This is a genomic window from Microbacterium sp. NPDC087592 (assembly GCF_044743585.1).
GTDB lineage: Bacteria > Actinomycetota > Actinomycetes > Actinomycetales > Microbacteriaceae > Microbacterium.
The window spans coordinates 1002136-1028847 of record NZ_JBIUWT010000001.1 but is presented as its reverse complement, the minus strand read 5'-3'; the positions used below and the strand labels follow the sequence as shown (position 1 = coordinate 1028847).

At 69.7% G+C, this 26712-nt stretch carries 26 protein-coding genes; 14 read left to right on the top strand and 12 right to left on the bottom strand.

Translation table 11 applies throughout. From position 1 onward, the window contains the following. Positions 1 to 4 precede the first annotated feature (4 nt). Entirely contained in the window at positions 5 to 883 is an 879-nt protein-coding gene (locus ACIOTO_RS04900) for a phosphoribosylaminoimidazolesuccinocarboxamide synthase (protein WP_400856857.1), read from the bottom strand. 98 nt (positions 884 to 981) lie between these two features. Here ACIOTO_RS04900 and ACIOTO_RS04895 point away from each other — a divergent pair, with 98 nt between their 5' ends. From ACIOTO_RS04895 to ACIOTO_RS04870, 6 genes are all read left to right on the top strand, one after another. Continuing rightward, positions 982 to 1530 (top strand): GNAT family N-acetyltransferase, encoded by a 549-nt coding sequence (locus ACIOTO_RS04895; protein ID WP_400856856.1) that lies wholly within the window; start codon positions 982 to 984, stop codon positions 1528 to 1530. Positions 1531 to 1633: 103 nt separating this feature from the next. After that, complete coding sequence (locus ACIOTO_RS04890; RefSeq protein ID WP_400856855.1) at positions 1634 to 2245, top strand: PadR family transcriptional regulator; 612 nt, start codon at positions 1634 to 1636, stop codon at positions 2243 to 2245. Then, positions 2242 to 3813 (top strand): MFS transporter, encoded by a 1572-nt coding sequence (locus ACIOTO_RS04885; RefSeq protein ID WP_400856854.1) that lies wholly within the window; start codon positions 2242 to 2244, stop codon positions 3811 to 3813. The genes ACIOTO_RS04890 and ACIOTO_RS04885 overlap by 4 nt, the downstream gene beginning before the upstream one ends. Positions 3814 to 3879: 66 nt before the next feature. After that, entirely contained in the window at positions 3880 to 4419 is a 540-nt protein-coding gene (locus tag ACIOTO_RS04880; protein WP_400856853.1) for a GNAT family N-acetyltransferase, read from the top strand. Positions 4420 to 4544: 125 nt separating this feature from the next. After that, the gene (locus tag ACIOTO_RS04875) at positions 4545 to 6023 is read left to right on the top strand and encodes an amino acid ABC transporter substrate-binding protein/permease (RefSeq protein ID WP_400856852.1); all 1479 of its coding nucleotides are present in this window, start codon (positions 4545 to 4547) and stop codon (positions 6021 to 6023) included. Next, positions 6020 to 6748: an amino acid ABC transporter ATP-binding protein gene (locus tag ACIOTO_RS04870; protein WP_029263084.1), complete on the top strand. Its 729-nt coding sequence runs from the start codon at positions 6020 to 6022 to the stop codon at positions 6746 to 6748. The genes ACIOTO_RS04875 and ACIOTO_RS04870 overlap by 4 nt, the downstream gene beginning before the upstream one ends. Positions 6749 to 6921: 173 nt before the next feature. Here the strand turns inward: ACIOTO_RS04870 and ACIOTO_RS04865 are convergent, their stop codons facing one another. The 5 genes from ACIOTO_RS04865 to ACIOTO_RS04845 form a co-directional block, all read right to left on the bottom strand. After that, positions 6922 to 8244, bottom strand: coding sequence for an MFS transporter (locus ACIOTO_RS04865; RefSeq protein ID WP_400856850.1), 1323 nt, complete (start codon positions 8242 to 8244; stop codon positions 6922 to 6924). Next, the gene (locus tag ACIOTO_RS04860; protein ID WP_400856849.1) at positions 8241 to 8720 is read right to left on the bottom strand and encodes a winged helix-turn-helix transcriptional regulator; all 480 of its coding nucleotides are present in this window, start codon (positions 8718 to 8720) and stop codon (positions 8241 to 8243) included. Before ACIOTO_RS04860 ends, ACIOTO_RS04865 begins: the two co-directional genes overlap by 4 nt. 312 nt (positions 8721 to 9032) lie before the next feature. Further along, the gene (purD, locus tag ACIOTO_RS04855; RefSeq protein ID WP_400856848.1) at positions 9033 to 10310 is read right to left on the bottom strand and encodes a phosphoribosylamine--glycine ligase; all 1278 of its coding nucleotides are present in this window, start codon (positions 10308 to 10310) and stop codon (positions 9033 to 9035) included. 41 nt (positions 10311 to 10351) lie between these two features. Beyond that, positions 10352 to 11026 carry an NUDIX hydrolase gene (locus ACIOTO_RS04850; protein WP_400856847.1) on the bottom strand — a complete coding sequence of 225 codons (675 nt, stop codon included), beginning with the start codon at positions 11024 to 11026 and terminating at the stop codon, positions 10352 to 10354. Between the two features lie 88 nt (positions 11027 to 11114). Beyond that, the gene (locus ACIOTO_RS04845; RefSeq protein WP_400856846.1) at positions 11115 to 11654 is read right to left on the bottom strand and encodes a GNAT family N-acetyltransferase; all 540 of its coding nucleotides are present in this window, start codon (positions 11652 to 11654) and stop codon (positions 11115 to 11117) included. A gap of 70 nt (positions 11655 to 11724) precedes the next feature. Here ACIOTO_RS04845 and ACIOTO_RS04840 point away from each other — a divergent pair, with 70 nt between their 5' ends. After that, complete coding sequence (locus ACIOTO_RS04840; RefSeq protein WP_400856845.1) at positions 11725 to 12189, top strand: hypothetical protein; 465 nt, start codon at positions 11725 to 11727, stop codon at positions 12187 to 12189. 3 nt (positions 12190 to 12192) lie between these two features. Then, positions 12193 to 12561 (top strand): sterol carrier family protein, encoded by a 369-nt coding sequence (locus ACIOTO_RS04835; RefSeq protein WP_091032579.1) that lies wholly within the window; start codon positions 12193 to 12195, stop codon positions 12559 to 12561. A gap of 71 nt (positions 12562 to 12632) precedes the next feature. Here ACIOTO_RS04835 and ACIOTO_RS04830 read toward each other — a convergent pair whose 3' ends face one another. Next, positions 12633 to 13094: a hypothetical protein gene (locus ACIOTO_RS04830; RefSeq protein ID WP_400856843.1), complete on the bottom strand. Its 462-nt coding sequence runs from the start codon at positions 13092 to 13094 to the stop codon at positions 12633 to 12635. 101 nt (positions 13095 to 13195) lie between these two features. Next, a complete protein-coding gene (locus ACIOTO_RS04825) occupies positions 13196 to 13564 on the bottom strand; it encodes a VOC family protein (protein ID WP_400856842.1) in 369 nt (122 codons plus the stop codon). Positions 13565 to 13627: 63 nt separating this feature from the next. Here ACIOTO_RS04825 and ACIOTO_RS04820 point away from each other — a divergent pair, with 63 nt between their 5' ends. Beyond that, entirely contained in the window at positions 13628 to 14077 is a 450-nt protein-coding gene (locus ACIOTO_RS04820) for a MarR family winged helix-turn-helix transcriptional regulator (protein WP_400856840.1), read from the top strand. A gap of 26 nt (positions 14078 to 14103) precedes the next feature. Here the strand turns inward: ACIOTO_RS04820 and ACIOTO_RS04815 are convergent, their stop codons facing one another. From ACIOTO_RS04815 to ACIOTO_RS04805, 3 genes are read right to left on the bottom strand one after another with little or no spacing between them, the layout of a single operon-like run. Beyond that, entirely contained in the window at positions 14104 to 14877 is a 774-nt protein-coding gene (locus ACIOTO_RS04815) for a heme ABC transporter ATP-binding protein (RefSeq protein ID WP_400856837.1), read from the bottom strand. Beyond that, positions 14874 to 15947 carry a FecCD family ABC transporter permease gene (locus tag ACIOTO_RS04810; RefSeq protein WP_400856835.1) on the bottom strand — a complete coding sequence of 358 codons (1074 nt, stop codon included), beginning with the start codon at positions 15945 to 15947 and terminating at the stop codon, positions 14874 to 14876. Before ACIOTO_RS04810 ends, ACIOTO_RS04815 begins: the two co-directional genes overlap by 4 nt. After that, positions 15944 to 17050 (bottom strand): hemin ABC transporter substrate-binding protein, encoded by a 1107-nt coding sequence (locus tag ACIOTO_RS04805; RefSeq protein ID WP_400856833.1) that lies wholly within the window; start codon positions 17048 to 17050, stop codon positions 15944 to 15946. The genes ACIOTO_RS04810 and ACIOTO_RS04805 overlap by 4 nt, the downstream gene beginning before the upstream one ends. Before the next feature lie 163 nt (positions 17051 to 17213). On the opposite strand from ACIOTO_RS04805, the gene ACIOTO_RS04800 reads away from it, so the two are divergent. Both ACIOTO_RS04800 and ACIOTO_RS04795 read left to right on the top strand, forming a co-directional pair. Continuing rightward, positions 17214 to 21452 (top strand): HtaA domain-containing protein, encoded by a 4239-nt coding sequence (locus ACIOTO_RS04800; RefSeq protein ID WP_400856832.1) that lies wholly within the window; start codon positions 17214 to 17216, stop codon positions 21450 to 21452. Between the two features lie 110 nt (positions 21453 to 21562). After that, entirely contained in the window at positions 21563 to 21874 is a 312-nt protein-coding gene (locus ACIOTO_RS04795) for a hypothetical protein (protein WP_029263722.1), read from the top strand. 3 nt (positions 21875 to 21877) lie between these two features. Here the strand turns inward: ACIOTO_RS04795 and ACIOTO_RS04790 are convergent, their stop codons facing one another. Further along, positions 21878 to 22483, bottom strand: coding sequence for a hypothetical protein (locus tag ACIOTO_RS04790; protein WP_029263721.1), 606 nt, complete (start codon positions 22481 to 22483; stop codon positions 21878 to 21880). Positions 22484 to 22569: 86 nt separating this feature from the next. Between ACIOTO_RS04790 and purM the strand changes: the two genes are divergently transcribed. Genes purM through ACIOTO_RS04775 form a run of 3 tightly spaced genes read left to right on the top strand, consistent with a single transcriptional unit; the run spans position 22570 to position 26489 of the window. Continuing rightward, positions 22570 to 23700, top strand: coding sequence for a phosphoribosylformylglycinamidine cyclo-ligase (gene purM, locus ACIOTO_RS04785; protein WP_400856828.1), 1131 nt, complete (start codon positions 22570 to 22572; stop codon positions 23698 to 23700). Positions 23701 to 23706: 6 nt separating this feature from the next. Beyond that, positions 23707 to 25179 (top strand): amidophosphoribosyltransferase, encoded by a 1473-nt coding sequence (gene purF, locus ACIOTO_RS04780; RefSeq protein ID WP_029263719.1) that lies wholly within the window; start codon positions 23707 to 23709, stop codon positions 25177 to 25179. Then, on the top strand, positions 25176 to 26489 hold the full coding sequence (locus ACIOTO_RS04775) for a CynX/NimT family MFS transporter (protein WP_105710749.1): 1314 nt from the start codon (positions 25176 to 25178) through the stop codon (positions 26487 to 26489). The genes purF and ACIOTO_RS04775 overlap by 4 nt, the downstream gene beginning before the upstream one ends. Positions 26490 to 26712: the final 223 nt, after the last annotated feature.

The following is a 26712-nucleotide window of genomic DNA, read 5'->3' as shown; positions in this document are numbered from 1 at the left end:
GGGATCAGGCCCCGAGGCGGTCGATCAGCTCGCGGTAGCGGTCGGCGGTGCGCTCGACGACATCGGCGGGGAGGGCCGGCGGCTCGCCCTGCTTGTCCCAGTTTGCGGCCATCCAGTCGCGCACGATCTGCTTGTCGAAGCTCGCCATGCGCGCGCTCGGGGTGGTGCCGGTGCGCCACGCCTCGGCGTCCCAGTAGCGCGACGAGTCGCTCGTGAGCACCTCGTCGGCCAGGCGCAGGGTGCCGTCGGCATCCGTCCCGAACTCGAACTTGGTGTCGGCGAGGATCAGGCCCTTCTCCTCGGCGATCTCGGCGGCACGGGCGTAGATCGCGAGGGAAGTGTCGCGCAGCTCGGCCGCGCGCTCCGCTCCGACCAGTTCGACGGTGCGCTCGAACGTGATGTTCTCGTCGTGCTCGCCCATCGGCGCCTTGTAGGCCGGGGTGAACAGGGGCTCGGGCAACCTGTCGCCGTTCTGCAGGCCGGCGGGCAGCGGAATGCCGCACACCGTGCCGCTCTCCTGGTACTCGGCCCAGCCGGAACCGGTGATGTAGCCGCGCACGACGCACTCGATCGGCAGCATCTCGAGCGACTGCGCGAGCATGGCGCGGTCGGCGACTTCCTCGGGCAGGTCGCCCTCGGCGATGTGGTTCGGGAAGTCGGAGAGCTGCGCGAACCACCAGCGGCTCAGTCGCGTCAGCAGGGCGCCCTTGTCCGTGATGCCGGGCGAGAGCACGAAGTCGAAGGCGCTCACGCGGTCGGAGGCGACGACGAGGATGCGCGTGTCCGCCGGATCCTCGGAGGCGTACAGGTCGCGGACCTTGCCCGAGTAGATGTGCCGCCAGCCGGGGATGCTCTGTGCCGTGCCTTCTGAAGGAGTGCTCACCCGCCCATTATCCCGGTTCCGTCAGCGCCCACCCGCCGAGAAGTCGCGGACCGTGGGTCGCATCGACCGGTGTCGGAACGGTTGTCTAGCGTGGAGGGGTGGCTGATGACATCTTCACCGACCGGCTCCGCCTGTCGCGGGCGGTCCCGTCCGACCTCGACGCGATCTTCGCGATCCAGAGCGATCCGCGAGTGTGGGGTCACTATCCGAGCCTTCGGCACACCGACCCCGCGACGTCTCTCCACATGATGGCGCGCTGGTCCGACAGCTGGGAGCAGGCGGGACTCGGATCGTGGGTCGCACGGCTCAGGGAGACGGGGGAGATCATCGGCAACGGCGGGTGCACGCTGTTGCGCGACGAGGTGTGGAATGTCGGCTATCGGATCGCGGCCGACCATCACGGGCACGGGTATGCGACCGAGCTGGCGCGTGCGGGCATCGAGCAGGCACGGATCATCGCCCCCGATCGTCCGGTGATCGCTTTCCTCGTGGAGCACAACCGCGCGTCGGCGCACGTGGCAGAGAAGCTCGGTCTGGAGCTCGTGCATCGTGCGCCGGATGTCGGCAACCCCGATCCCGCGGTGATGCGGCTCGTGTACGCGGATCGGCCGCTCACCCCGGCACAGCTCACGGCCGCTCTCGGCTAATCCGCCCCGGCCGCTGATCCGCCCGGCCGCCGGTCTTGTTGCTGTCGGCGGTACGGCGTATAGTCCACATGGACTATTTGAGCGCGACACCCGGGGAGGGGCCATGCAACGACTGACCCCGATGGGGGCGATGATCCTCTCCCTGCTGCGCGAGGGCGACATGCACCCCTACGAGATGGTGCGACTGATGCGGGTGCGCCGCGACGATCGGCTGCTGACCCTCACGAACGGCACGCTCTATCACACGGTCGGCCGGCTCCAGCGGGCGGGGCTCATCGACGAGGTCGGCAGTGACCGCGAGGGGAATCGCCCCGAGCGCACGACGTACTCGCTGACCGACGCAGGTCGGGAGACCCTCATCGCCTGGCTGCGACGCGAGCTGTCGACGATCGATCGTCCCGCCGAGTTCCGGATCGCGCTCGCCGAGGCGCACAACCTCGAACGTGGAGATGTGCTCCAGTGTCTGCGGTCGCGTCGCGTCTCCCTCGACGACGAGCGCGTCGCGTATCGCGATGGACTGATCGACGCGAGACGCGATGGCGTGCCCGAGCAGGTGCTCGTGGAGTACGAGCGGCAGGAGGTGCTGCTCGAGGCCGAGCTGCGCTGGGCCGACTCACTGATCGCCCGCCTCGAAGCCGAAGACCTGCCGTGGGGACCCGCGGCATTCCCGAACTCAGAACGCTACCGCGCTCAGCGAAAGGCTGCACAGCAATGACAGACACTCCCCGCGACGGAGACCGCCCGCCGGTGTCCGTGCCCTCCACCTCCGGTCCCTCGACCGGAACCTACTCCGTGGGGCACAAGCCCACCAGCCCCTGGCCCGCCCTCTGGGCACTGGTCATCGGCTTCTTCATGATCCTCGTCGACACCACGATCGTGTCTGTCGCGAACCCGGCGATCAAGGCGGCGCTCGATCCGAACACGAACAACCTCGACAACGTCGTGTGGGTCACGAGCGCGTACCTGCTCGCCTACGCGGTGCCGCTGCTGATCACCGGACGCCTCGGCGATCGCTTCGGGCCGAAGAACATCTACCTGATCGGCCTCGCGATCTTCACGCTCGCCTCGCTGTGGTGCGGACTGTCGAACTCGCTCGAGGGCCTGATCGTCGCGCGTGCCGTGCAGGGGCTGGGCGCGGCGTTCATGACGCCGCAGACCATGGCCGTGATCACGCGCACCTTCCCCCCGGAGCGCCGCGGTGCCGCCATGGGCCTCTGGGGTGCGACGGCCGGTGTCGCGACGCTCGTCGGTCCGCTCGTCGGCGGCCTGCTCGTCGACGGGTTCGGCTGGGAGTGGATCTTCTTCGTGAACATCCCGGTCGGCATCGTCGCGTTCGTGCTCGCCTGGCGCCTGGTGCCGAAGCTCGCGACCCATCCCCACCGTTTCGACATCGTCGGCGTCGTGCTGAGCGCCGTGGCGCTCTTCCTCATCGTCTTCGGCCTCCAGGAGGGCGAGAAGTTCGACTGGGGCGTGATCTGGGGTCCCATCTCGGTGTGGGGTCTGATCATCGTCGGACTCATCGTTCTCGGGCTGTTCATCCTGCAGCAGGCCAAGACACGCAGCGAACCGCTGGTACCGCTCGAGCTGTTCCGCGACCGCAACTTCTCGGGAGCGAACGTCGCCATCGCCGCGGTCGGCTTCACGGTGACGAGCATGTCGCTGCCGATGATGTTCTTCCTGCAGACCGCGCGCGGGCTCACCCCCACGGAGGCGGCGCTGCTGCTGATCCCGATGGCGGTGCTCTCGGGTGCGCTCGCTCCGGCGGCGGGCAAGCTGCTCGACCGGGTGGATCCGCGCATCATCCTCATCCCGGGTCTGCTCTGCGTCGCCGGTGCGCTGATCTGGTATTCGGCCCTGATCAACATGGACACCCCGATCTGGATGTTCCTGCTCCCGTCGGCACTGATGGGCATCGGCAACGCGGGTATGTGGGGGCCGCTCGCGACCACCGCGACGCGCAAACTCCCGCCGCGCCAGGCGGGTGCCGGTGCCGGCATCTACAACACCACCCGGACCATCGGGTCGGTCATCGGCTCGGCATCCATCGCCGCGTTCATGCAATCCCGCCTCGAGGCGAACCTGCCCGGTCTCGCCGATGCACCGGCCGGCATCTCGACCGGGGGAACGCTGCCGCCGCAGGTGGCCGATGGTTTCGCCGCCGGGATGTCGCAGGCGATCCTGCTGCCGGCCTGCGTCATGGTGATCGCGCTCGTCGCCTCGCTGTTCCTCGGTCGCTACGACAAGGTGGATGCCGCGGCTCCCGCAGCCGCGCGTCCCGAGTAGTCGAGTTCGGGAGGGTGCCGTGTCCGTCGGTTTGCGGATACGGTGCCTTTCTGGTGTCATCGGGCGATGACGATCGCTCTCGCTCGACCGACCATCGACCTCTTCGACTCCTGGGCCGCTGCCGTGACCGAGTTCGACGGCGGACACATCGACGGTGGCGGTTACGAACAGGGATTCACGCCCGACCGGGCCGCGTGCGAGGCGTTCGTCGCGAAGGCGGCGCTGTACGCCACTCCGGGCGCGGTGTTGCCCGAGGGGCACGTGGCGTGCGACTTCTTCTGGATCACCGAGGGCGACCGCGTCGTGGGGTTCATCGCGTTCCGCCGTGAGCTCAACGACTGGCTGCGTCGCTTCGGCGGCCACATCGGCTACGCGACGATCCCGTCCCGGCGTCGGGAGGGAATCGTGCGCGAGGCCCTCCGTCTCGTGCTCCGGTTCGCGAAGTCCGAGGGATACGACCGCGTGATGCTCACCTGCGACGACGACAACATCGGCTCCATCCGCACGATCGAAGGGGCCGGCGGCGAGCTGGAAGACGTGGTCGAGGCTCCCGAGCCGGGGCAGCCCCGCGTGCGGCGGTACTGGATCGAGTTGTCGCCGGCCTGAGCGCGGATCCGCCCCTCTGCGCGGTTCCTGGCAGACCTGTCGAGGCGGGTGTGCGGCGGGGCGGCGACTAAGGTGGATGCTCGGCGATCGTCCGGTCGCTGCTGTCGACCCGAGGAGCACACGTCGTGATCCGAAATCCATCCGCCGCGACGGGCCGCCTGCGCCGGTCTATCCGCACTGTCGGCGCGGCCGCGCTCGCCACGTTCGTCGCCGTCGGCGCGCTCCTGGCCGGAGCCGCCCCCGCCACCGCCGCGGACGACGGCGAGAAGTACGTCATCGGCACCGACACGACGTTCGCGCCGTTCGAGTTCACGAACGCGGACGGCGACCTCGTCGGCATCGACATGGATCTGCTCCGTGCGATCGCGAAAGACCAGGGCTTCGAGGTCGAGATCCGCCAGCTCGGATTCGACGCCGCCGTCCAAGCGCTGCAGTCCAACCAGGTCGACGCCGTCATGGCCGGCATGTCGATCACCGAGGCGCGCGAGAAGACGTTCGACTTCAGCGAGCCCTACTTCACCAGCGGCATACAGCTCGGCGTACTCGAGGCGAGCGACATCCAGTCCCTCGACGACCTCGACGGCAAGGCCGTTGCCGTCAAGACCGGCACGCAGGGGCAGACTTTCGCCGACGAGAACAAGGACGAGTACGGCTTCAAGGTCACCCCCTACCAGGACACGACCGACATGGTGGATGCCGTGAAGGCCGGCCAGGCGGTCGGCTATTTCGAGGACTTCCCGGTGCTGGCCTACGGCATCCAGCAGGGGTCCGGCTTCCGTCTGATCGGCAAGCCCGAGCTGGGCGGCGAGTACGGCTTCGCGGTCAACAAGGGCGAGAACCCCGAACTGATCGAGATGTTCAACGCGGGACTCGCGAACCTCCAGTCCTCGGGCGAGTACGACGAGATCGTCGACACCTACCTCGCCGGTGGTGAGGAGTCCGCGCAGCCGACGGACATCATCTCGGTGGCCGTCGAATATTGGCCCGCGCTCATGCAGGGGCTCTGGCTCACCATCCTCGCGACTCTCGTCGCGGTCGTGGCCGCCTTCATCCTCGGCATCATCTTCGGCTTCGGACGTCTCGCGAAGTTCGCTCCCCTGCGGTGGATCTCCACCGCGTACGTCTACGTCTTCCGTGGCACCCCGATCCTCATCCAGGCGTTTTTCGTGTTCTTCGCGATCCCGCAGCTGATCCCCGACCTGAAGTTCGATCCCTTCGTCGCCGGTGCGATCACGCTCTCGCTCAACACGGGCGCGTACATGACCGAGATCATCCGCGGCGGCATCCAGGCGGTCGATCCCGGTCAGAACGAGGCCTCGCGTTCGTTGGGGCTCAGTCACTGGAAGACGATGCAGAAGGTCGTGCTCCCGCAGGCGTTCCGCATCATGATCCCGTCGTTCGTGAACCAGGGCATCATCACCCTCAAGGACACGTCGCTGATCAGCGTCATCGGCCTCGCGGAGCTGACGTTCGTGTCCCGCCAGATCATCGCGTCGACGTACCTGTCAGCGCAGGTGCTGACGATCGTCGCCATCATCTACTTCATCGTGATCACGCTGCTGACGTTGCTCGCGAACCGCCTGGAGAGGACGTTCAACGCATGAGCAAGATCGTGGTGCAGGACCTGCACAAGTCGTTCGGCGACAACGAGGTGCTCAAGGGCATCAACCTGGCGGTGGAAGACGGCGAGGTCGTCGCCGTCATCGGCCCGTCGGGTTCGGGCAAGTCCACCCTGCTGCGCTGCCTCAACAAGCTCGAGGAGCCGACCTCGGGACACGTCATCATCGACGGCGTCGACCTGACAGACAAGAGTGTGAAGCTCGATGAGGTGCGTCAGCGCATCGGCATGGTGTTCCAGCACTTCAACCTGTTCCCCCACATGACCGTGCTCGAGAACATCACCCTCGCGCCGGTCGAGTGCGGCAAGATGACGAAGGCTCAGGCGCGTGAGCGGGCGCTGGCTCTTCTGGAGCGGGTCGGCCTGTCGGAGAAGGCCGACGCGAAGCCGGCATCCCTCTCCGGTGGACAGAAGCAGCGCGTGGCGATCGCCCGCGCGCTCGCGATGGACCCCGAGATCATGCTGTTCGACGAGGCGACGAGCGCCCTCGACCCCGAGATGGTCGGTGAGGTGCTCCAGGTGATCCGCGACCTGGCCTCGGGCGGCATGACCATGGTGCTGGTGACGCACGAGATGGGCTTCGCCCGCGAGGTCTCCGGCCGCACGGTCTTCATGGACGGCGGCGTCGTGGTCGAAGAGGCCGCGCCCGCCGAGTTGTTCGGCGCCCCGAAGAACGAGCGACTGAAGGACTTCCTCTCGAAGGTGCTCTGACCCCGGCGCTCGCGCGCGCTCGCCCGCCCGCCCGCTCGCGCTCGCCCGCTCGCTTGCCCGCGCCCGCTCGCTGACGCCGAGTGCACGGGTTCGCGCCGAGTGCACGGCTTGTACACGTGAACAAGCCGTGCAGTCGGCAGCATCCCGTGCACTCGACCGGGTGGAACGCGCGGCTACTCGCGAACGGGGGCGGGTGCGGGGGCAGGGTGCCGGCGGATGGTCGCGCTGACCAGAGCCGCGACCGCGCAGAGACCGGCCGCCGCGAACCACGCGAACGTGTACTGGCCCGTGTGGTCGCGGACGACCCCGGCGAGCACGGACGCGATACCCGCGCCGATCTGGTGCGCCGCGAACACCCAGCCGAACACGAGCGGTCCCTTGTCGCCGAAGACCTCGCGGCACAGCGCGATCGTCGGCGGCACCGTGGCGACCCAGTCGAGGCCGTAGATGACGATGAACACGATGATGCTCGGCTGCACTTCGGCCGAGAGCAGGCTCGGGAGGAACAGCAGGCTCACCCCGCGCAGTGCGTAGTACGCCGCGAGCAGGATGCGGGGGTTCACACGGTCGGTCAGCCACCCTGAGAACACGGTGCCGACGATGTCGAAGATGCCGACGACCGCGAGCAGGCCGGCGGCGGTCGTGGTCGCCATCCCATGGTCGTGCGCGCTGGGGATGAAGTGCGTGCCGATGAGTCCGTTGGTCGTCGCCCCGCAGATCGCGAACCCGATCGCCAGCGCCCAGAACGTCTTCGTGCGCGCGGCCTCTCGCAGCGTGGTCAGCGCGAGCTTCGCGGCTCCCCAGGCCGTTCCGCGGGGAACCGGTGTCGCCGCCACGGTGGGCGCGGCTTCGCCGTAGCGCGCGACGCCGAGGTCGCTCGGGCGGTTGCGCAGGAAGATCCAGACGAGGGGCATGACCGCGAGAGCGCCGCCCGCGACGATGAGCGAGGCCCCGCGCCATCCGATGTCTTCCGCGGCGACCGCGATCACGGGGAGGAAGATGAGCTGTCCGGTCGCGCTGCCGGCCGTGAGCACGCCCGAGACCAGGCCGCGGCGGGTCGCGAACCATGTGTCGGTGATCGTGGCGGCGAACACCAGCGCCATCGATCCGGTGCCGAGGCCGATCAGCACACCCCAGGTCAGGATGAGCTGGCCGGGAGTGGCGACGAAAACGCTCAGTGCCGCGCCCGCGCCGATCACGAAGAGTGCGACGACCGTGACCGCGCGGATGCCGAAGCGCTGCATGAGCGCGGCGGCGAACGGGGCGATGAGGCCGTAGAGCAGGAGGTTGATCGAGACCGCGAGCGAGAGTTCGGCGGTGCTCCAACCGAACTCCTCTTCGAGCGGCACCATGAGCACGCCGGGGGCGGCGCGGAAGCCGGCGGCGCCGATGAGCGCGATGAGGGCGACGAGCGCGACGGTCCATGCCGGGTGGAAGCGGCGCTGTCGGGTCTCGATGGGCCCGGCGGTCGGCTCGTCGACCGATTCAGAGGTCATGCCGCGTGCCCGGCGAGAAGCGCGAAGGGCTCCCCGCCCATGCTGCGTCGTGCCCAGCGGGTACTGTCGGCGTCGAGCGGCTCCGCGCAGGTCGCACACCAGTCGACCGAATCCGAGACGTCGCCGCACCGGCCGCAGCTGACCGTCAGACCCCAGGCGCCATCGGGGTCGGTGATGCGGGCGAACCGCGCGTAGGCGTGCAGGATCGGGAGCGTCTGGCGCCCGGCATCCGTCAGCCGGTAGCCGCTGCGAGCGTCGTCGGGGTCTTCGCGCACGACGAGGTCGGCCTCACCCATCGAGGTCAGTCGCCGGGAGAGCACCGAGTCGGCCGCGCCGGTGGCATCGCGCAGCTGGTCGAAGCGGGTGCGACCCGAGAAGAGCTCGCGCAGGATGAGGAGCACCCATGGGTCGGCGAGCACGTCGGCGGAGCGGGCGATCGGGCAGGTCGAGGACGACCAGTCGGAGCGAAGCGGCATCCGCCCACTTTCTTGAAGAAAGCTCGCCACGTCAACCGCGAACCCGCACGTTGGCAGGATTCGCGCTGGGACTCGGCCGAAATCGCGCGCTCGCCGCGCTGGCCGCGCTGGCCGGTGCCGAGTGCACGGGATGCTGCCGAGTGCACGGGGTGTTTGCGTCGCGAAGCCGTGCACTCGTCGCGAAGCCGTGCGCTCGGCGAGGTGGCAGGGTCGCGAAGCCGTGCACTCGTCGCGAAGCCGTGCACTCGGCGAGGTCGCAGGGTCGCGAAGCCGTGCACTCGCGCGCAGACGCGGGAGGCGGGCGCGCGGAGGCTAGTCCGCGACGCGCGCGGCGATGTCGGTGCGGTAGTGCGAGCCGTCGAGGCGGATGCGGGCGATCGCGTCATACGCACGGTCGCGCGCGGTGCGGAAGTCGGAGGCCACGGCCACCACGTTCAGCACACGGCCGCCCGTGGCGATGAGCGATCCGCCGGGAGCATCCGGGCTCGCGGTCGCGGCGTGCACGAGGCGCACGCCCTCGACGGCCGCGGCATCCGCGAGGCCCTCGATCGGGCGTCCGGTCTGCGGCGACTCGGGGTAGCCCTCGCTGGCCAACACGACCGTGATCGCGACGTCGTCGCTGAACTCGGGCTCCGGCTGGTCTTCGAGGGTGCCGGATGCCGCGGCGAACAGCAGCTGCGACAGCGGGGTGACCAGTCGGGGCAGCACGATCTGCGTCTCGGGGTCGCCGAAGCGCGCGTTGAACTCGATCACGCGCACACCCGCCGGGGTCAGGATGAGTCCCGCGTAGAGGAGCCCGATGAAGGGCGTGCCCTCGGCGTCGAGCTGCCGCACCACGGGGAGAGCCACGTCGCGCGTGACCTCTTCGACGAAGGCCTGCTCGCTGCCGAACTGCTCGGCGAGCCACGGCAGTGGCGAATATGCGCCCATGCCGCCGGTGTTGGGTCCGGCGTCGCCGTCGAGCGCGCGCTTGAAGTCCTGCGCGGGGCTGAGCGCCCGCACGGTGTCGCCGTCGCTCAGGAAGAACAGGGAGACCTCGGGGCCGGAGAGGAACTCCTCGATGAGCACCGGGCCCGCGGGGAGGTACTGCTGGGCGTGGGCGAGAGCTTCGGCGCGGTCGGACGTGACGATGACGCCCTTGCCGGCCGCGAGGCCGTCGGCCTTGACCACGTACGGGGCGCCGAGATCGTCGAACGCGGCCTCGACCTCGGTGGTGCTGGCGGCGCGGACAGCGCGTCCGGTCGGCACGCCGGCGGCATCCATCACCCGCTTGGCGAACGACTTCGAGCCCTCGAGCTGGGCGGCGGCCCTGCCCGGTCCGAACACCGGGATGCCGCGGACGCGCAGGGCGTCGGCGACCCCGGCGACGAGCGGGGCCTCCGGGCCGACGACGACGAGGTCGATCGCGTGCTCGTGGGCGAATGCGGTGACCGCTCCGCCGTCGAGAGGATCGACCGAGACGGGGGTCGCATCCTGCGCGATGCCGGCGTTGCCTGGTGCGACGAAGATCTCGTGCTCCGTCTGCTCGGCCCGCAGGGCGAGGATGATCGCGTGCTCACGGGCACCGGAACCGAGGACGAGAATCTTCACCCGTCCAGACTACCGAGGGGGAACCGACGACGCAGACCGCCTCAGACCTCGACGGTCCGCTCCACCGTGGCGTCCCAGGGCACCGTCCAGCCGGTGGCGTCGAAGAGGGCGTCGAGCACCATCGCGGTGAAACCCCACACGATCGTCCCGTCGACGTCGAACGCCGGTCCGCGGAAGGTGCGGCCCATCCGCGTGAGCGTCGAGGTGAACCGGGTCGCGGGGTCGAGCAGCTGCGCGACGGGCACTCGGAACACCTCGACCGTCTCGGCGTGGTCGACGGCCACGACCCTCGACGGCGACTGCCACCAGGCGAGCACCGGTGTGACGAGGTGGTTGCTCGCGGCGAGAGGGATCAGGGGCAGCGTGGCCAGGATCTCGACGCCGGCCGGATCGAGCCCGGTTTCCTCCTCGGCCTCGCGCAGCGCGGTGGCGACCAGATCGGCGTCATCGGGCTCCACTCGGCCGCCGGGGAAGGAGACCTGTCCGGGATGGGACGAGAGGGTGGGCGCTCGCCGCTGCAGCAGCACGTCGAGGTCGCGGGCGACAGCGGCATCGGCCGTCGGGGCGGGGACGCGGTCCAGCACCCCGAACAGGATGAGCACCGCGGCGTCGTGCGCGTTGTGCGGGTCGGCGAGCGGCGGGATCCGTACGCCCCACGAGTGGTCGGCGACAGCGGCGAGCAGCTCGGCGCGGGCGCCCTGCGGATGCATGCTCATGCGTCCGAGCTTAGGACGCGTCGGGCGTTCGTGGCCCGCGTTTCCCGGCCCGCCGAGCGCGGCGAGCGACGCCGCCGAAAGGTGTGGGTCACGCCATCGACAACGGCAGCGACAACGACGAAGCGGGGGCGGGGTCGCTGCGCAGTCGCGCGTGCAGTTCGACGTCGAACCGCTCGGCGCCGTACCGGAGCTTCTCGCGTTCGACCCCCTCCGCCCGGAAGCCGGATGCCGTCGCCACGCGGCACGAGGCGGGGTTGTTCACGCGGTGGCCGAGTTCGAGTCGATGAAGCCCGTGCCGGAACCCCCAGTCGGACACCGCGAGCACAGCGCCGTTCGCATACCCGCGGCCGCGGGCGGCGGGTGCGAGCCAGTACGAGATCCAGGCCGTCTCGTGGCGGAGCTCGATCGCGGTCGCTGCCACGTTGCCGATGGCGACGCCGTCTTCCACGATCGCCCAGTTCCTCGCCCGCTCCTCGAACAGCAGCGATTCGTCGATGTAGGCGCGCGCCGCCGCGGGCGAGGTGAGCTCGGCGGATCCGAACTGGGTGGCGAGGTCGGGTGCCGTCTGCCACGCCCGTTGCAGAGCTTCCGCGTCGGCGGGCGTCCAGGGGCGAAGGGCGATGCTCATGCCTCCATGATCCCCGTTTCGTGGGGTCCGCGTCGCCGACGCGGACGCGCGCCGAAGGTAGGCTCGCGGGATGAGGCGATGGCGGGGACTCGCGCTGGGCGCGGTGCTGATGGCGGTGCTCACCGGATGTTCCGCGACGCCCGAGGTCGACCCCGACGCCGTGCAGGACTGGATGGCGACGCAGGACCCCCGTGAGGTCACCGGGTCTCTCGCGACGCTCGCCGGATTGGCGTCCCCGCTCTCCGATGTCGTCGGCGAAGGCGGGGTCACGGCAGCGTTCGATGAGCCGACGGCGATCGTCTCGGTGCTGTTCGCGTGCTTCGGCCCCGAGACGATGAGTGCCGACATCGCCCTGAGCGGATCGGATGCCGGCGGCTCCGTGACGTCGCAGACGATCCGCACCGACGATCTGCTCTGCGACGGCGCGCCACAGCGGATCGATATGGGCATGGACGCCGCGACCGAGGTCACGGCCAACGGGCTGGGTCGGGACGCGGTCGGGGCCTGGTCGGTCGTCGTCGTGGGGGAGAGCTGAACGATGGCCAGGAAGATCGACATCATCGACGGACGTTCAGCACTGGATGCCGTTCGCGACGCGGATGCCGCCGGCACGAAGCCGCAGCGGACCGACCTCGCCACCGCCGTGCGCTATCTCCTGCAGCTGCTCGACGAGAAGGCCCCGGGCAACAGCGTCGAGGTCCGAGTGCCTCCGTTCGGCGCGGTGCAGGTGATCCAGGGCCCCCGCCACACGCGCGGCACACCGCCGAACGTCGTCGAGATGGATGCCGCGACCTGGATCGCGGTGGCCACGGGCGCGGAGGCGTGGGCGGATGCCGCGGCCGGCGGCCGCATCCACGCGTCCGGCACGCGCGCGGATCTCAGCGACGTGCTTCCGGTGCGTCCGTAGCGCGAGCGCACGCAGAGGCGACGGAGGTCTGCCCGAAGATCGCGTGTGAGCGCTCGACCGGCGCCTCCGGGTCAGGCTCCCTTGCGGCGCGCGATCTCGTCGGCCAGCTGCTGCACGCGGCCGGGGTCGGCATCGCGGGCGAGGGCGACGTAGTGGTCGAGGACGGCCGGCCGGTAGCGCACGGGCATCGTCTGTCCCGGTGCGAGTCGGGTGAGCTCGGTGATCGTGAGGTCTTCGTCGGCGATGCCGCGGAACGAGTGGCCCTCAGCCGTCTCCACATCGAGCATCAGGACCACGCGGGGGCTGCCGTCACTGCTGACCTCGCGCCAGTCGACGAGAACGCCGAGCGCGAGCACTCCCGCGCGCAGCTCCGCGTTGCGCGTGCGGGCGTCTCCGCTCAGGAGCGGGTTCGGGGCGACCCCGGGGAAGTCGGGCCCGACACCGAGCGACTCCCGACTCAGGTCGGGCCGGAGCTGCTCCACGAGGTCGCTGAAGCTGAGCTTCTGCTTCTTCTTTTTCTTCGAACCGAACATCCCGACCCCTCCCTCGCGCCGCTGCCGGCGCCTCCGCCGTTCCTTCGCAATCAATCGCGATTGTATGTCGCCGGCCATCCCCGCACCCGGAGGGGTACGGGTCATGTCTGGTCGTGGAGGGTGATCCGGTAGCCGTCGGGGTCGGAGAAGGTGAAGGTGCGACCGAAGGGGCCGTCGATCGGGTCGGCCGCGATGGTGTGGCCGTCGGCGACGAGTCGATCGTGGATCGCCTGGACGTCGGTGGCGTGCAGCCAGATCGCGGCGCCGATTCCCGGCTGCGCGACGTCGGTCAGGTCGGTGCCGGGCGCGATGTCCCGGAGCGCGAACGCGATCGGCGTCGTCTGGAACACGACGGCGTGCGGGGGGCCCGTCGGCGAGCGGACGAGTCCGAGGTAGTTCTCATAGAACGCCTGCGAGGCGGCGAGGTCGCGTGCCTGGAGGGAGAGGAAATCGGGGCCGGTGACGGGCATGAGAAGAGTCCTTCGTTTCATGTCAGTTTTCTGACATGAACAAGCGTATGTCAGACTACTGACATGAGTCAAGATCGCGCCGGCATCGAGCTCGACACGTCGCTGGGCTACCTGCTGAAGGAGGCGTCCAGCGCTCTCCGCGCGGCGATGGAGGAGGTGCTGCGCCCGCTCGGCATGACCATCACCCACTACTCCTGCCTCGAGCTGCTCTCCCAGCGCCCCGGCCTCTCGAACTCCGAGCTCGCGCGCGGCGCGTTCGTCACCCGCCAGTCGATGAACGTGCTGCTCCAGGCCCTCGAGCGGGACGGCTTCGTGACCAGGCCCGCCGAGCCGCCGGTCGGGAAGGCCCTCCCCGCCCGCCTCACCGACCGTGGCCGGCAGAGTCTCGCGAAGGCGACGGCCGCCGTCCGTTCGGTCGAGGTCCGGATGCTGTCGGGCATGACCGAGGCCGAGCAGGCGGGCGCGCGGAAGATCCTGCGGGGCATGATCCGCTCCCTGCGCGACGAGGAGTAGTCCGGCGCGCGTGGCCGGGACGCGACTCAGCGCCGAGCGACCACCAAAGGCACCCCGGTGGTCGGATGCGGGAACACGTCGACCGCCTGGCCGTAGACCTGCTCGATCCGCGCGGCCGTCAGCACCTCGGCTGCGGTTCCCGTCGCCGCGACCCGGCCGTCGGAGAGCAGCGTGACACGGTCGGCGTGGGCGAGTGCGGCATTGAGGTCGTGCAGGACGATCGCCACGGCGATGCCGGCATCCGCCCGCTCGCGGATCAGCCGCATGACATCCTCATGATGCTTGAGGTCGAGGGCGGCGGTCGGCTCGTCGAGCAACAGGATGCCGGTGCTCTGAGCGATCACCCGGGCGAGAGCGACGCGGGCGCGCTCGCCGCCGGAGAGCGAGGGCACCGCGCGAGCCTTGAGTGCTGTCACCTCGGTCTGCGCCATGGCGGCCGCCACCCGCTCGTCGTCGTCGTCCGCGGCAGGCGTGCGTGCCCACGGCGTTCGACCCATGCGCACGACCTGCTCGGCGCTGAACGGGAAGGTGACCGTGTTCTCCTGCAGCAGCACGGCGCGTTCGCGGGCGAGCAGGCGCGGCTTGATCTGCTCGATGGGCTGATCGTCGATCTCGACCGTGCCGGCCTGCGCGGTGACATCGCCGGCGAGCACTCCGAACAGGGTGGACTTGCCGGCGCCGTTGGGTCCGACGAGCGCATGGATCTCGCCGCTGTGGATCTCGATGGAGGCATCGTCGAGGATCGTCCGCCCCTCACCGACGCGCACCGTGAGCCCCGAGCCGCGGAGCCGCACGGTCATGCCCATCCTCCCGAACGGCGGCGTGTGCGCACGAGCAGCCACAGGAAGAACGGGCCGCCCACGAGCGAGGTGATCATGCCGATCGGCAGGTCGGCGAGCGGGACGGCGGTGCGCGCGACGAGGTCGGCGACGGCGATGAGCAGTGCGCCGCCGAGCGCCGAGGCGATCACGAGCGGCAGGTGGGCGGGGCCGATCAGCATGCGCATCAGGTGCGGCACGATGAGTCCGGCGAAGCCGATGATCCCGGCGAAGGCGACCGCCGCGCACACCAGCAGCGCGACCGTCACGATGACCACGATCCGCAGCAGCTCGACATTGACGCCGAGGTGTCGCGCGGTGCGCTCGCCGAGGGCGAAGAGGTCGAGGCTGGGGGCCACGATCAGGGCGACCACGACGCCGATCAGGACGAGCGGCGCGACCAGCTGGATGTTCGACCACAGGGCGCCGTTCAGCGACCCGAGCTGCCAGAACACGATCTGCTCGCGCGTCGACGTCGTGCCGAGGAACGTGAAGAAGGCCAAGCCCGCGCCGGCGATGGCGTTGATCGCGATGCCGGTGAGCAGCAGCGTCACGACCTCGGTGCGGCCTCCGGAGCGACTGATGAAGTACACCGAGAACACCGCGATCAGTCCGCCGAGGAACGCGAAGGCGGGCGTGGTCCACATCCCGAAGGTCGCGAGTCCGAACGTGATGCTCGCCGCCGCTCCGAGCGCCGCGCCCGAGGAGACACCGACGACACCGGCATCCGCGAGGGGGTTGCCGAAGATCGCCTGCATGAGCACGCCCGAGACGGCGAGCGCGGCGCCGACGAGGAGCCCGAGCACGATGCGCGGCATCCGCAGGTTGAAGATCACGCCGTAGTCGGTGGATGCCGAGGGGGCCCAAGCGGTGTCGATGCCGATGCCGCGCAGCAGCACGCCGACCAGCGAGGTGGGGGACAGGTCGTACTGCCCGCTCGTGATCGAGACGACGCAGGTGATCGCGAGTGCGACGACCAGGCCGACCGTCACCAGGGCGAACCGGAGCCCCCGGTGCCTGGTCGGCGTCGGAGTGACGACCTCGCCGGTCACTTCGCGGGCTCGGGGGCGTACAGGGCGCGGGCCAGGGCGCCGATCACATCGGCGGTGCGCGGGCCGAAGCTGAGGATCTCGCTGTCGGCCATGTCGATCACCCGACGGTGCGCTCCGGCCGGTGTCTCGGCGACGGCCGGGATCCGCTCGATGAGCCCGTCGATGCCGCCGACTGATTCGAGTCCGTCGGTCATCATCACCAGCACGTCGGGCTGCGCGGCGACGAGGGCCTCGGCGGTCATCGGCTTCATGCCCTCCCAGCCGATCTCGGCCGCGACGTCGACCCCGCCCACCGCGTCGATGAGGGAGTCGGCGCCGGAGTCCTCCCCGAAGATGTAGTACACGTTCGCGCTGCCGCGCACATAGAGGAAGAGCATGCGCGCGCGATCGGACTCGTCGGCGGGCACGACCTCGGCGATCTCGGCGAGTGTCTCGTCGACCGAGGCGTCGAGCCGCGCGATGAGCGCCTCGCCCCGGCTGGGCACCCCGAGGGCGGTGGCGATCTCGGTGACCAGCTCGTCGGTGGTGTCGAGTCGCCGATCGCTGGAGATCACCACGACCGCGATGCCCGCGTCGCGCAGCTGTTGACGGACCTCCTTCGGACCGATCGTGGTGTCGGTGAGGACGACGGTCGGCGCGAGCTCGAGGATCGCCTCGGCGTTCAGTGTGTGTCCGGTCTTGGTGACGACCGGGAGGTCTTCCGTGCCGGCGAAGACCGTCGACGCATCGCGGCCGACGACCTGGTCCCCGAGTCCGAGGGCGAAGACGGTGGAGGCGATCGTGCCCGAGATGTCGATCGGGAGGATGCGGTCGACATCGGTGATCTCGATCTCGCGGCCTTCGCTGTCGGTCACCGTGACCGGGAGCTTCGGCGCGGTGTCGTCGTCGACGGCCTCGATCGCGCGGCTGGAGAGGCACGCGGTGGAAGGGCCCTCATATCCGCGCACGTCGTCGATCACGTCGAGCGAGGAGAGCGGGACGGATGCCTGCGGGCAGGTGTCTTCGGCGGTGGCGGGTGGTGCGGCGGTCGCTCCGGGCTCGGCGCACGCGGTGAGACCCATGGCGAGAGCGGCGACGAGGAAGACGGCAAAGACGCGACGCATTAGGCAAGGCTATCCTAAAACTTGACGCGCGCTGATTCACACCTCTACGCTCAGGAACGGCGGCTTGCTTAGCCAAGCCTAACCAACATTCGACCCTTCGTCCCGACTGCATTGCGGCACCGCCGGCGCGCGCTCTTCTGCGTGCCCGGAGCCGTGGAGAACCGTGAACGCCACAGCCACAGCATCCTCAGGGAGCACCCGCATACGCGTGCTGCTCGCCGCTTTCGTCTCCTTCCTCCTCGTCGCCGCCGGTGCGGTGATCGTCCCGCCCGCGCATGCTGCCGGCGCCACGGTCACGGCGACGGTCGCCTCCGCGACCACATCCGGCGTGAGCGTGCACGTGCAGGCGAGCGGCCTGCCCGAGGTCGAAGGCGCCTACGCGGCCCTCATCGTCAAGGGCACGGAATCCGGCCTCAGCGGCGGTGGCGGATACGCGGCGTTCGTGATGCCGACCGTCGCCGGAGGGGCGAGCACGTTCACGCTCGACGCTCCTGCCGGCTCGCTCGATCGGACGAAGTCCTACGAGGTGCTCGTGTGGCAGAAGCACTCGAACCCGAACGAGACGACGATCTACGGCCGCGGCGACGTCGCGATCTCCGCGGGGCAGTGGGACGCCGTGTTCGGTCCCGTTCCCACCGATCCCGGTACCGATCCGGGGACGGACCCCGGAACCGACCCGGGAACCGATCCGGGGACGGACCCGGGAACCGATCCCGGTACTGACCCGGGAACCGATCCCGGAACGGACCCGGGCACGGACCCCGGCACCGATCCGGGCACGGACCCCGGCACCGACCCGGGTGAGACGCCGTTCTCCCCGGCGATCGACGTGTTCCTGGCTGACGGCACGACCCCGGCGACCGGCACGGCCCTCAAGGCCGGCGACAAGGTCGTCGTGAAGGGCTCTGGCTACGACCCGGCGGCGAACGTCGGCGGGCGCGGTGTTCCGATTCCGAAGGATCTGCCGCAGGGCACGTACGTGGTGTTCGGCAACTTCGCCTCGGCGTGGCAGCCGTCCACGGGTGCAGCATCGTCGACCCGCTCGGTCGGAGCGCAGGTCTGGGCGCTGTCGGAGGGTGTGCTGAACCAGGTTCCTTCGCAGTATCAGGGGGCGATCCGCTCGCAGTGGGTCGACATCGCGGCCGACGGCACGTTCCAGGTGACCCTGACTCTGAAGGACGCGGCAGCGACCCCGGGCTCCTACGGCGTCTACACCTACGCGGCGGGTGGCGTGGTCAACGCCGACCAGGAGCAGAGCGTCGCCCTGACCTACTCCGAGACCGCTCTCGCCTCCGCGGCCGTAAAGACCGCGACCGCGAAGGACGGGCTGACCGTCACCGCATCCGGCTCGAAGCTGGGCGCGATCACCGGCGCGTACGCCGCGGTGATCGAGAAGGGCACTGAGGCGGACGTGACCGGCAGCGGCGGGTTCCTCGCGATGCAGTACGTGCGCTCGATCACTGGTGGCGCGTTCACCGTCGACCTGACGGCGGCCGCCGACACCCTCGACCGCACGAAGTCCTACGAGCTCATCGTCTGGAAGCAGCACTCGAACCCCGACGCGAGCACGATCTACGCCCGCGCGACGATCACCATCACCGACGCGCAGTGGGAGGCCTTGCAGCCCGCGCCGCTCACTCCGGCGATCGAGGTGTACCTGGCTGACGGCACCACGCCGGCCGGCACTTCTGCTCTCAAGGCCGGCGACAAGGTCGTCGTGAAGGGCTCGGGTTACGACCCGGCGGCCAACGTCGGCGGGCGCGGGGTTCCGATCCCCAAGGATCTGCCGCAGGGCACCTACGTGGTGTTCGGCAACTTCGCCTCGGCGTGGCAGCCGTCCACCGGCGCGGCGTCGTCGGCCCGCTCGGTCGGAGCACAGGTCTGGGCGCTCTCCGAGGGTGTCCTGAATCAGGTGCCCGCGCAGTACCAGGGGGCGATCCGTTCGCAGTGGGTGGACATCGCTGCCGACGGGACCTTCGAGGCGACCCTGACTCTGAAGGACGCGGCCGCGACCCCGGGTGCGTACGGCATCTACACGTACGCAGCGGGTGGCGTGGTCAACGCCGACCAGGAGCAGAGCGTCGCCCTCAACTACGGCGACGCTGCGGGGCTCACCGCCACGGTGAAGGCGGCGACGGCGAAGGACGGTCTGACCGTCACAGCGGAGGCATCGAAGCTCGGTGACATCACGGGTGCATATGTCGCGCTGATCGAGAAGGGCACCGAGGCGGATGTGACGGCCGGCGGCGGATTCCTCGCGATGCAGTACGTGCGGGGCATCATCGGCGGCGCGTTCAGCGTCGACCTCACGGCTGCCGCCGACACGCTCGACCGCACGAAGTCCTACGAGGTCATCGTCTGGAAGCAGCACACGATGCCGAACACCGACACCATCTACGCCCGTGCCACCGTGCCGGTCAGCGATGAGCAGTGGAACGCGATCCTCCCGGAGGGCCCCGCTCTCGGCGCGACCGTGAAGACGGCGACGGCGAAGGACGGTCTGACCGTCACGGCCGCGGCCTCGAAGCTCGGGTCGATCCCCGGCGCGTACGTCGCGCTGATCGAGAAAGGTACCGAGGCGGATGTGACGGCTGGCGGCGGCTTCCTCGCGATGCAGTACGTGACGAAGATCACGTTCGGCGCGTTCGCGGTCGATCTCACGACGGCGGCGAAGAACCTCGATCGCACGAAGTCGTACGAGGTGATCGTGTGGAAGCAGCACACGATGCCGACCGCCGACACGATCTACGTGCGAGGCGACGTGACGATCACGGACGCCCAGTGGCGCACGCTGTTCGGCGAGAAGCCCACCGACCCGAAGCCGCCGACGACGCCGACGACTCCGCCGGCCAGCGTTCCTGGCGGATCGCTCCGCTGGGCGATCTCGTCGAAGTTCGCGAGCTACATCACGGGTGGCATCGCGCAGGGGTCGATCTCGGTCTCCGACGGCGCGACGCGCTCGGGTAGCCAGTTCCAGTTCGGGCAGACCGTCGGGGGAGACTTCGACGTGAAGACCGGGCTCGGCAGCGTCGTTTACCGCGGATCGGTGCGCTTCACGGGACACCACGGGGTGCTCGACGTGACCGTGTCGAACCCGCAGATCCGCATTACCTCGGCGGGAGCGGCGACGCTCTTCGTGACGAGTGGCGGTGCCCAGGTGCCGTTCGCGACGCTCGACCTCTCGCGGGCCGCGCGCGTCTCGGCGAACGGTGCCGTCACCTACACCGCGGCCCCGGCGTCGCTGACCGCGGCCGGTCGTGATCGGGTGCTGTCGGGCTACTCGACCGAGCTGAACCCGGTCACGTTCACGATCGGCTCCGTCGCGGCGGCGCCTGCCGGGAACACGGGCACCGTGGCTGCGGCCGCCGTGAAGGCGAAGACGACCCTGCCCGCGGCGCCGCCGGCATCGGACGGCATCGACGTCGACGCGGAGAACCTCGCTGCGCTCGAGTCCGGGCAGTCGGCCACGATCACCGCATCCGGATTCCAGCCGAACGAAGAGGGCATCAAGGTGGTCGTGTACTCGACCCCGGTGCTTCTCGACACGGTGACCGCGGATGCCGCGGGCGTCGCGACTTGGTCGGGCACGCTGCCCGCCAGCCTCGAAGACGGCGCGCACACGCTCACCCTGCAGGGCTCGGTCGACCGTGGTCTGGCGTTCACGCTCACCCGCGCGAAGACGGTGATCGGTGCGTGCACGGTCGAGGGCGCCACGCTTCAGTGGGGCTACAAGGAGTCGTTCCGCACGTACATCGAGGGCATCGCGAAGGGCGGCTGGACCCTGACCGACGTCGAGTACCGCTACCCGGACTACGTGTGGGAGAGCGGCACCGGGTCGTTCGACGACAAGACGCTCGCCGGTGTCATCACCTATGGCGGCAGCATCACCTTCACCGGCCACGACGGCGCGCTGAACACGACGCTCGCGAACGCGCGGCTCGAACTCGCCGGCGACAAGGGCTACCTCGTCTTCGACGTGAGCGGCACCACGCAGGGTGGCGAGAGCGTCGACCAGAAGGCCGTCCGCCTCGCAGAGTTCGCCCTCGGTGATGCCGCGGTCGTCGACGGGAAGCTCTCGCTCGACGCCATCCCGACGACACTCACCGAGGCGGGGGCGGCCGCGTTCGGCACCTACGCCGCCGGCGAGGCGCTCGACCCGGTGACCGCGGTCATCCCGGTCGACGCCGAGTGCGGCGTCGCGGTGGAGGAAGAGGCCGAGGTCGACTCCGAAGCCACCGCCGCCGTCACCGCGGTGACCGAGCCAGCAGACGAAGACGGCGCCCCGGTATGGCCGTGGATCGTCGGCGGCCTGGTTGTCGTGGCGCTCGCAGCGACCGGCGGTGTGCTGATCGCCCGACGCAACCGCAAGGACGAGACGGCCGAGACGACGACCGAGGTCTGAGTCGAGGCAGAAGACGGAACGGCCCTCCCCGCGGCGGACGCGGGGAGGGCCGTTCTCTGCCGTCCGGCACCCCGGTTCCCGCCATCCGCCGACGGTGGGACAATGGAGGTATGGCCCCCACCGACTCCCACCAGACCGTCGAAGCGACCGTGCGCCGTGTGCCGCGGTACGGCGTGCTCATGGGCATCGGCGTCGTGCTGGGCATCATCGCCGCCGGCATCCTCACCTGGACGGGCAGCTTCGATGAGTCGCAGGCCCTCGACATCGTCTACCCGCCGGGGCAGGTCTTCGGCTTCCTGCTGCTGTGGACCGTGCCGATCGGCATCGCCCTGGGTGGCGTCACGGGCCTCGTGATGGAGCGCATCGCCCGTCGGCACGACCGCGTCGTGCAGGTCGACCGCGAAACCGTCGTCGAGGACTGAGAGCTACGCCAGCTCGGCGATCACGGGGCGGATGGCGGTGTCGAAGGCCACCACGTCGCGGCGCAGACCGTCGGTCACCGCGACCGTGAGGTCTCCGATCCACCAGATGCCGCGCTGCGACAGCGGCAGCACCTGCACGTTCAGCTCGAACGAGTGCGCGCGACGGCCGACCTCGCGCTCGAATTCCGCGATCGCGCTCGCATAGGCGCGGTAGGCGTCGCCTCCGGTGTGGCTCTTCATCGAGCTCACATACCGGTCGTGCGCGGCGTGCGCGTAGAGGAGAGCGGATGTCGCCTGCGGGGCGATGGCCGTGGCGAGCTCCTCCGCGCCGGTGGCGGGCAGGGCCACGAGGGTGTCGAACCCGTCGATGAGTTCGAGCGGCACGTCCGAGGGATGTGCGCGCGGTTCGACCGTCATGTCCCAGTAGCTCCGCCACTGCTCCTCCACCGCGGGCGAGGCATCGGTCGCGTCCGGCGCGCGCACGGCGAGATCGCGGAGGGCGGGAAGGTCCTCCGGCGCTCGGATCCCGAGCTGCTGGCGCAGCGCGAGCGCGACGAGCACCGGAACGCTCGCGTCTTCGCGGATGAGCCACTGCGGCTTGTCGGCCATGGCCCCATCGTAGGCGGGGAGAGCGTCCGGATCCGAGGTCGTCTCTCGCGGAGAGTCGGACCGCCTGTGGGCGGTAGGCTGGGGGCGTGGCTGCCTCCCCCACCAATCCCTATTCCGAAGCCGGCGTCGACACCGCTGCAGGTGATCTCGCCGTCGAGCTGATGAAGTCTTCTGTGCGCGCGACGCACGGCCCCGAAGTGCTCGGCGGTGTCGGCGGGTTCGCCGGCCTGTTCGACGCCAGCGCGCTGCGCGACTTCCGTCGCCCGCTGCTCGCGACCAGCACCGACGGCGTCGGCACGAAGGTCGCGATCGCGCAGGCGATCGACAAGCACGACACGATCGGGCAAGACCTGGTCGGCATGGTGGTCGACGACATCGTCGTGGTGGGCGCGAAGCCGCTCTTCATGACCGACTACATCGCCTGCGGCAAGGTCGTTCCCGAGCGCATCGCCGACATCGTGCGCGGCATCGCCGAAGCGTGCTCGGCCACCGGCACCGCGCTGGTCGGCGGCGAGACCGCAGAGCACCCCGGACTGCTCGGCCCGCGCGACTACGACGTCGCGGGCGCGGCCACCGGCGTGGTCGAGGCTGATGCCATCCTCGGCGCGGATCGCGTGCAGGATGGTGACGCCGTGATCGCGGTCGCCTCCAGCGGACTGCACTCCAACGGCTACTCGCTCGTCCGCCACATCGTCACGCGTGCCGGTATCGGCTACGGCGACAACGCCGCCGACTTCGGCACCACCTGGGGCGAGGCTCTGCTCGAGCCGACCCGCCTCTACACTCTTCCCCTGCTGCGTCTCATCGAGCAGCTCGGCGCTTCTGCCGGGACCGGAGGCGTCCACGCCCTCAGCCACGTCACCGGCGGCGGCATCGCGGCGAACCTCGCGCGCGTGCTCCCGCAGGGCAGCTGGGCCGAGGTCGACCGCAGCAGTTGGTCGCCGAGCCCCGTCTTCCGGGTGCTCAGCGACATCGCCGGCTCCACGCTGGAGTCCGCGGAGGGCACCTGGAACCTCGGCATCGGCTTCCTCGCCGTGGTGGCCGCAGACAAGAAGGATGCCGCGATCGCGGCGCTGAACGCCGAGGGCATGCCCTCGTGGCAGGTCGGGACCGTCGGCTTCGGCCCGCGTCCGGCCGGCGAATTCGAGCAAGGCGCCAAGGGCGTCGACGGTGGAGCAGTGCGCCTGGTCGGCGCCTACGCGGACGGAGCGAAGTAAGAGCCCATGTGCGGCATCGTCGGAATGGTGGGCTCTGCCCCGGTCAATCAGGACATCTACGACGCACTCCTGCTGCTGCAGCACCGCGGCCAGGATGCGACGGGCATCGCCACCGCCGAGGCGAACGGCGTGATGCACAACGCCAAGGCGCAGGGCATGGTCCGCGAGGCGTTCCGCACCCGTGACATGCGGGCGCTGCTCGGCAACGTCGGCCTCGGCCACGTGCGCTACGCGACCAAGGGCACGGCATCGAACGAAGAGGAGATGCAGCCGTTCTACGTGAACGCGCCGTACGGCATCATCCTCATCCACAACGGCAACCTCACGAACACGCGTGAGCTCACGGCCGACATGGCCAAGCGCGACCGCCGTCACCTCAACTCGTCGAGCGACACCGAGCTGTTGCTCAACGTGCTCGCCGGCGAGCTGCAGAACACGACGTCGACGGTCGACCTCGACGCCGAGCGGGTGTTCGAGGCCGTCGCCCGCACGCACGAGCGCATCGAAGGCGCCTACGCCGTGATCGCCGTGATCGCCGGATACGGGCTGCTCGCATTCCGTGACCCGTTCGGCATCCGTCCGCTGATCCTGGGGCGTCGTCCCTCGACGGTCCCCGGTGCGGAGGGCAAGGACGAGTGGGTCGTCGCCAGCGAGTCGCTCGTGCTCGAGAACGGCGACTACGAGGTCGTCCGCGAGGTCGAGCCCGGCGAGGCTGTCTTCATCACCAACGACGGCGAGCTGTTCTCCCAGCAGTGCGCCACGGCCGCGACGCTCGCGCCCTGCGCCTTCGAGTACGTCTACCTCGCGCGTCCCGACTCGGTCATGAACGGCATCTCGGTGTACGAGTCGCGTCTGCGCATGGGCGACCGCCTCGCCGACACGATCGCCAAGCACGTGCCGATGGACAAGATCGACGTCGTCATGCCGATCCCCGACTCCTCGCGGCCCGCCGCGATGGAGGTCGCGCGCAAGCTCGGCATCGAGTACCGCGAGGGCTTCTACAAGAACCGCTACGTCGGTCGCACCTTCATCATGCCGGGGCAGGCGGTGCGCAAGAAGAGCGTGCGCCAGAAGCTCAACGCGATGTCGACCGAGTTCCAGGGCAAGAACGTGCTGCTGATCGACGACTCGATCGTGCGGGGGACGACCTCCAAGGAGATCATCCAGATGGCGCGGGATGCCGGCGCCGCCTCGGTGACCTTCGCCTCCGCGGCTCCGCCGGTGCGGCATCCGCATGTCTACGGCATCAACATGCCCTCGCGTCACGAGCTCATCGCCCACGGGCGCACGATCCCCGAGATCGCGACCGAACTCGGCTGCGATCACCTCGTCTATCAGGAGGTCGAAGACCTCAAGGCCGCGATCATCGAGGGCTCCGTCCTCACCGACCTCGACATGAGCTGCTTCGACGGCCGCTATGTGACGGGCACGGTCTCGGACGAATACCTCGCGTGGGTGGAGGGGTCACAGACCTCATGACGATGCCGAGTGCACGACCGTTGTGGCACGGTCGGGCTCTCGCTCTGGTGGGGATCGTCCTCGTGGCGTTCTCGCTGCGGTCGGCGGTCGCCTCCCTGTCGCCGGTGATCGATCATGTCGCCGCCGACTTCCCGGTGCCGACTGCGGTCGTCGGTCTGATCGGCGCCGCCCCGCCCGTGTGCTTCGCGCTCTTCGGGCTGCTGACCCCGCTGCTCGAGCGGCGATTCGGTCTGGAGCGGATGGCGGTCGCCGCGATCACGCTGATGGCGCTGGGCATGCTGCTGCGCGGGTTCGCGGTGGATTCGACGAGCCTGCTCGCAGCGACGGTGGTCGTGTTCGCGGGCGTCGGTTCGGGCAATGTGCTCCTGCCGCCGCTGGTGAAGAAGTACTTCCCGGATCGGCTCGGGATCGTGATGACGATCTACTCGACCACGTTGGCGGTGTCGACGTTCCTGCCCCCGCTGGCGGCCGTTCCGGTTGCCGACACCCTCGGCTGGCGGGTGTCGCTGGGGATGTGGGGCATCGTCGCGGGGATCGCGCTCGTGCCGTGGGTCGCGCTGCTGCTCAAGAACGGGTCGCGCCGCGACGAGCCGGTGAAGACCGAGCTTCTCGTCCCCGACCCCACCGACGGAGTCGACGACTTCCAGGATGCGGTGGCGACCGCGACCGGCCCGATCTCCTCCCAGCCGGCGAACCGGCGTCACTTCGCTCGCCTGTGGCGACTGCCGCTCGCCTGGGCGCTCGCGGTCGTCTTCGGCGCCTCGTCGACCATGGCCTATGTCTCGTTCGCCTGGATGCCGACCATGCTGGTCGACATCGGCGGGGTGACCCCGGCGACCGCCGGGTTCCTGCTGTCCCTGTTCGCGCTGATCGGCCTGCCCTGCTCCCTGCTGGTGCCGATCCTCGTCGTCCGCTTCCAGGCCACGCGCCCACTCTTCTTCGTCGCCGTCATCGGCGGTCTGGTGGGGCTCACCGGTCTCCTGCTGTTCCCGACGGTCGCGCTGCCGCTCTGGGTGAGCATCTTCGGGCTCACGGCCATCATGTTCCCGCTGAGCCTCGTGCTGCTGAGCATCCGTGCCCGCACCTCGGAGAGTGCCGTCGCGCTGAGCGGTTTCGTGCAGAGCATCGGCTACGCAATCGCCGCCACCTTCCCGCTGCTGATCGGGCTGCTCCACGAGACGACCGCCGGCTGGCAGATCCCGTTGCTCGTGATCGCCGGTGTGCTGATCGTCGCGATCCCCGCGGGCATCGTCGCCGGGCGGCGCCGCACGGTCGAGGACGAGTGGGAGCGCCGCCACGGACGCTGGTGAGCGCCTGCTTCTCGGGTCTGGCTCGCGCCCACCTCTTCAAGAGGGCGCCATTCTTCAGCGCCCGGCAAAACGAGCTGGAGCACGCCAACGAGGACGAACAGCCACACCGCGGCCGCGGTTAAAACGCCGGTGATCGCTGCAGGCTGTTGACGCCGAAGGCATCCCTAAGCTGAGCCACGCCAGTGACCATCCAGTTCTTGTAATAGAACGTAAAAGGTTAGAC

Bases quoted from the DNA above. Each gene is read 5' to 3' on its own strand.
- ACIOTO_RS04890 (WP_400856855.1), top strand. From the start codon at position 1,634: ATGCAACGACTGACCCCGATGGGGGCGATGATCCTCTCCCTGCTGCGC.
- ACIOTO_RS04885 (WP_400856854.1), top strand. From the start codon at position 2,242: ATGACAGACACTCCCCGCGACGGAGACCGCCCGCCGGTGTCCGTGCCC.
- ACIOTO_RS04880 (WP_400856853.1), top strand. From the start codon at position 3,880: ATGACGATCGCTCTCGCTCGACCGACCATCGACCTCTTCGACTCCTGG.
- ACIOTO_RS04870 (WP_029263084.1), top strand. From the start codon at position 6,020: ATGAGCAAGATCGTGGTGCAGGACCTGCACAAGTCGTTCGGCGACAAC.
- ACIOTO_RS04865 (WP_400856850.1), bottom strand. From the start codon at position 8,244: ATGACCTCTGAATCGGTCGACGAGCCGACCGCCGGGCCCATCGAGACC.
- ACIOTO_RS04860 (WP_400856849.1), bottom strand. From the start codon at position 8,720: ATGCCGCTTCGCTCCGACTGGTCGTCCTCGACCTGCCCGATCGCCCGC.
- ACIOTO_RS04850 (WP_400856847.1), bottom strand. From the start codon at position 11,026: ATGAGCATGCATCCGCAGGGCGCCCGCGCCGAGCTGCTCGCCGCTGTC.
- ACIOTO_RS04845 (WP_400856846.1), bottom strand. From the start codon at position 11,654: ATGAGCATCGCCCTTCGCCCCTGGACGCCCGCCGACGCGGAAGCTCTG.
- ACIOTO_RS04840 (WP_400856845.1), top strand. From the start codon at position 11,725: ATGAGGCGATGGCGGGGACTCGCGCTGGGCGCGGTGCTGATGGCGGTG.
- ACIOTO_RS04835 (WP_091032579.1), top strand. From the start codon at position 12,193: ATGGCCAGGAAGATCGACATCATCGACGGACGTTCAGCACTGGATGCC.
- ACIOTO_RS04830 (WP_400856843.1), bottom strand. From the start codon at position 13,094: ATGTTCGGTTCGAAGAAAAAGAAGAAGCAGAAGCTCAGCTTCAGCGAC.
- ACIOTO_RS04825 (WP_400856842.1), bottom strand. From the start codon at position 13,564: ATGCCCGTCACCGGCCCCGATTTCCTCTCCCTCCAGGCACGCGACCTC.
- ACIOTO_RS04820 (WP_400856840.1), top strand. From the start codon at position 13,628: ATGAGTCAAGATCGCGCCGGCATCGAGCTCGACACGTCGCTGGGCTAC.
- ACIOTO_RS04815 (WP_400856837.1), bottom strand. From the start codon at position 14,877: ATGACCGTGCGGCTCCGCGGCTCGGGGCTCACGGTGCGCGTCGGTGAG.
- ACIOTO_RS04805 (WP_400856833.1), bottom strand. From the start codon at position 17,050: ATGCGTCGCGTCTTTGCCGTCTTCCTCGTCGCCGCTCTCGCCATGGGT.
- ACIOTO_RS04795 (WP_029263722.1), top strand. From the start codon at position 21,563: ATGGCCCCCACCGACTCCCACCAGACCGTCGAAGCGACCGTGCGCCGT.
- ACIOTO_RS04790 (WP_029263721.1), bottom strand. From the start codon at position 22,483: ATGGCCGACAAGCCGCAGTGGCTCATCCGCGAAGACGCGAGCGTTCCG.
- purF (WP_029263719.1), top strand. From the start codon at position 23,707: ATGTGCGGCATCGTCGGAATGGTGGGCTCTGCCCCGGTCAATCAGGAC.
- ACIOTO_RS04775 (WP_105710749.1), top strand. From the start codon at position 25,176: ATGACGATGCCGAGTGCACGACCGTTGTGGCACGGTCGGGCTCTCGCT.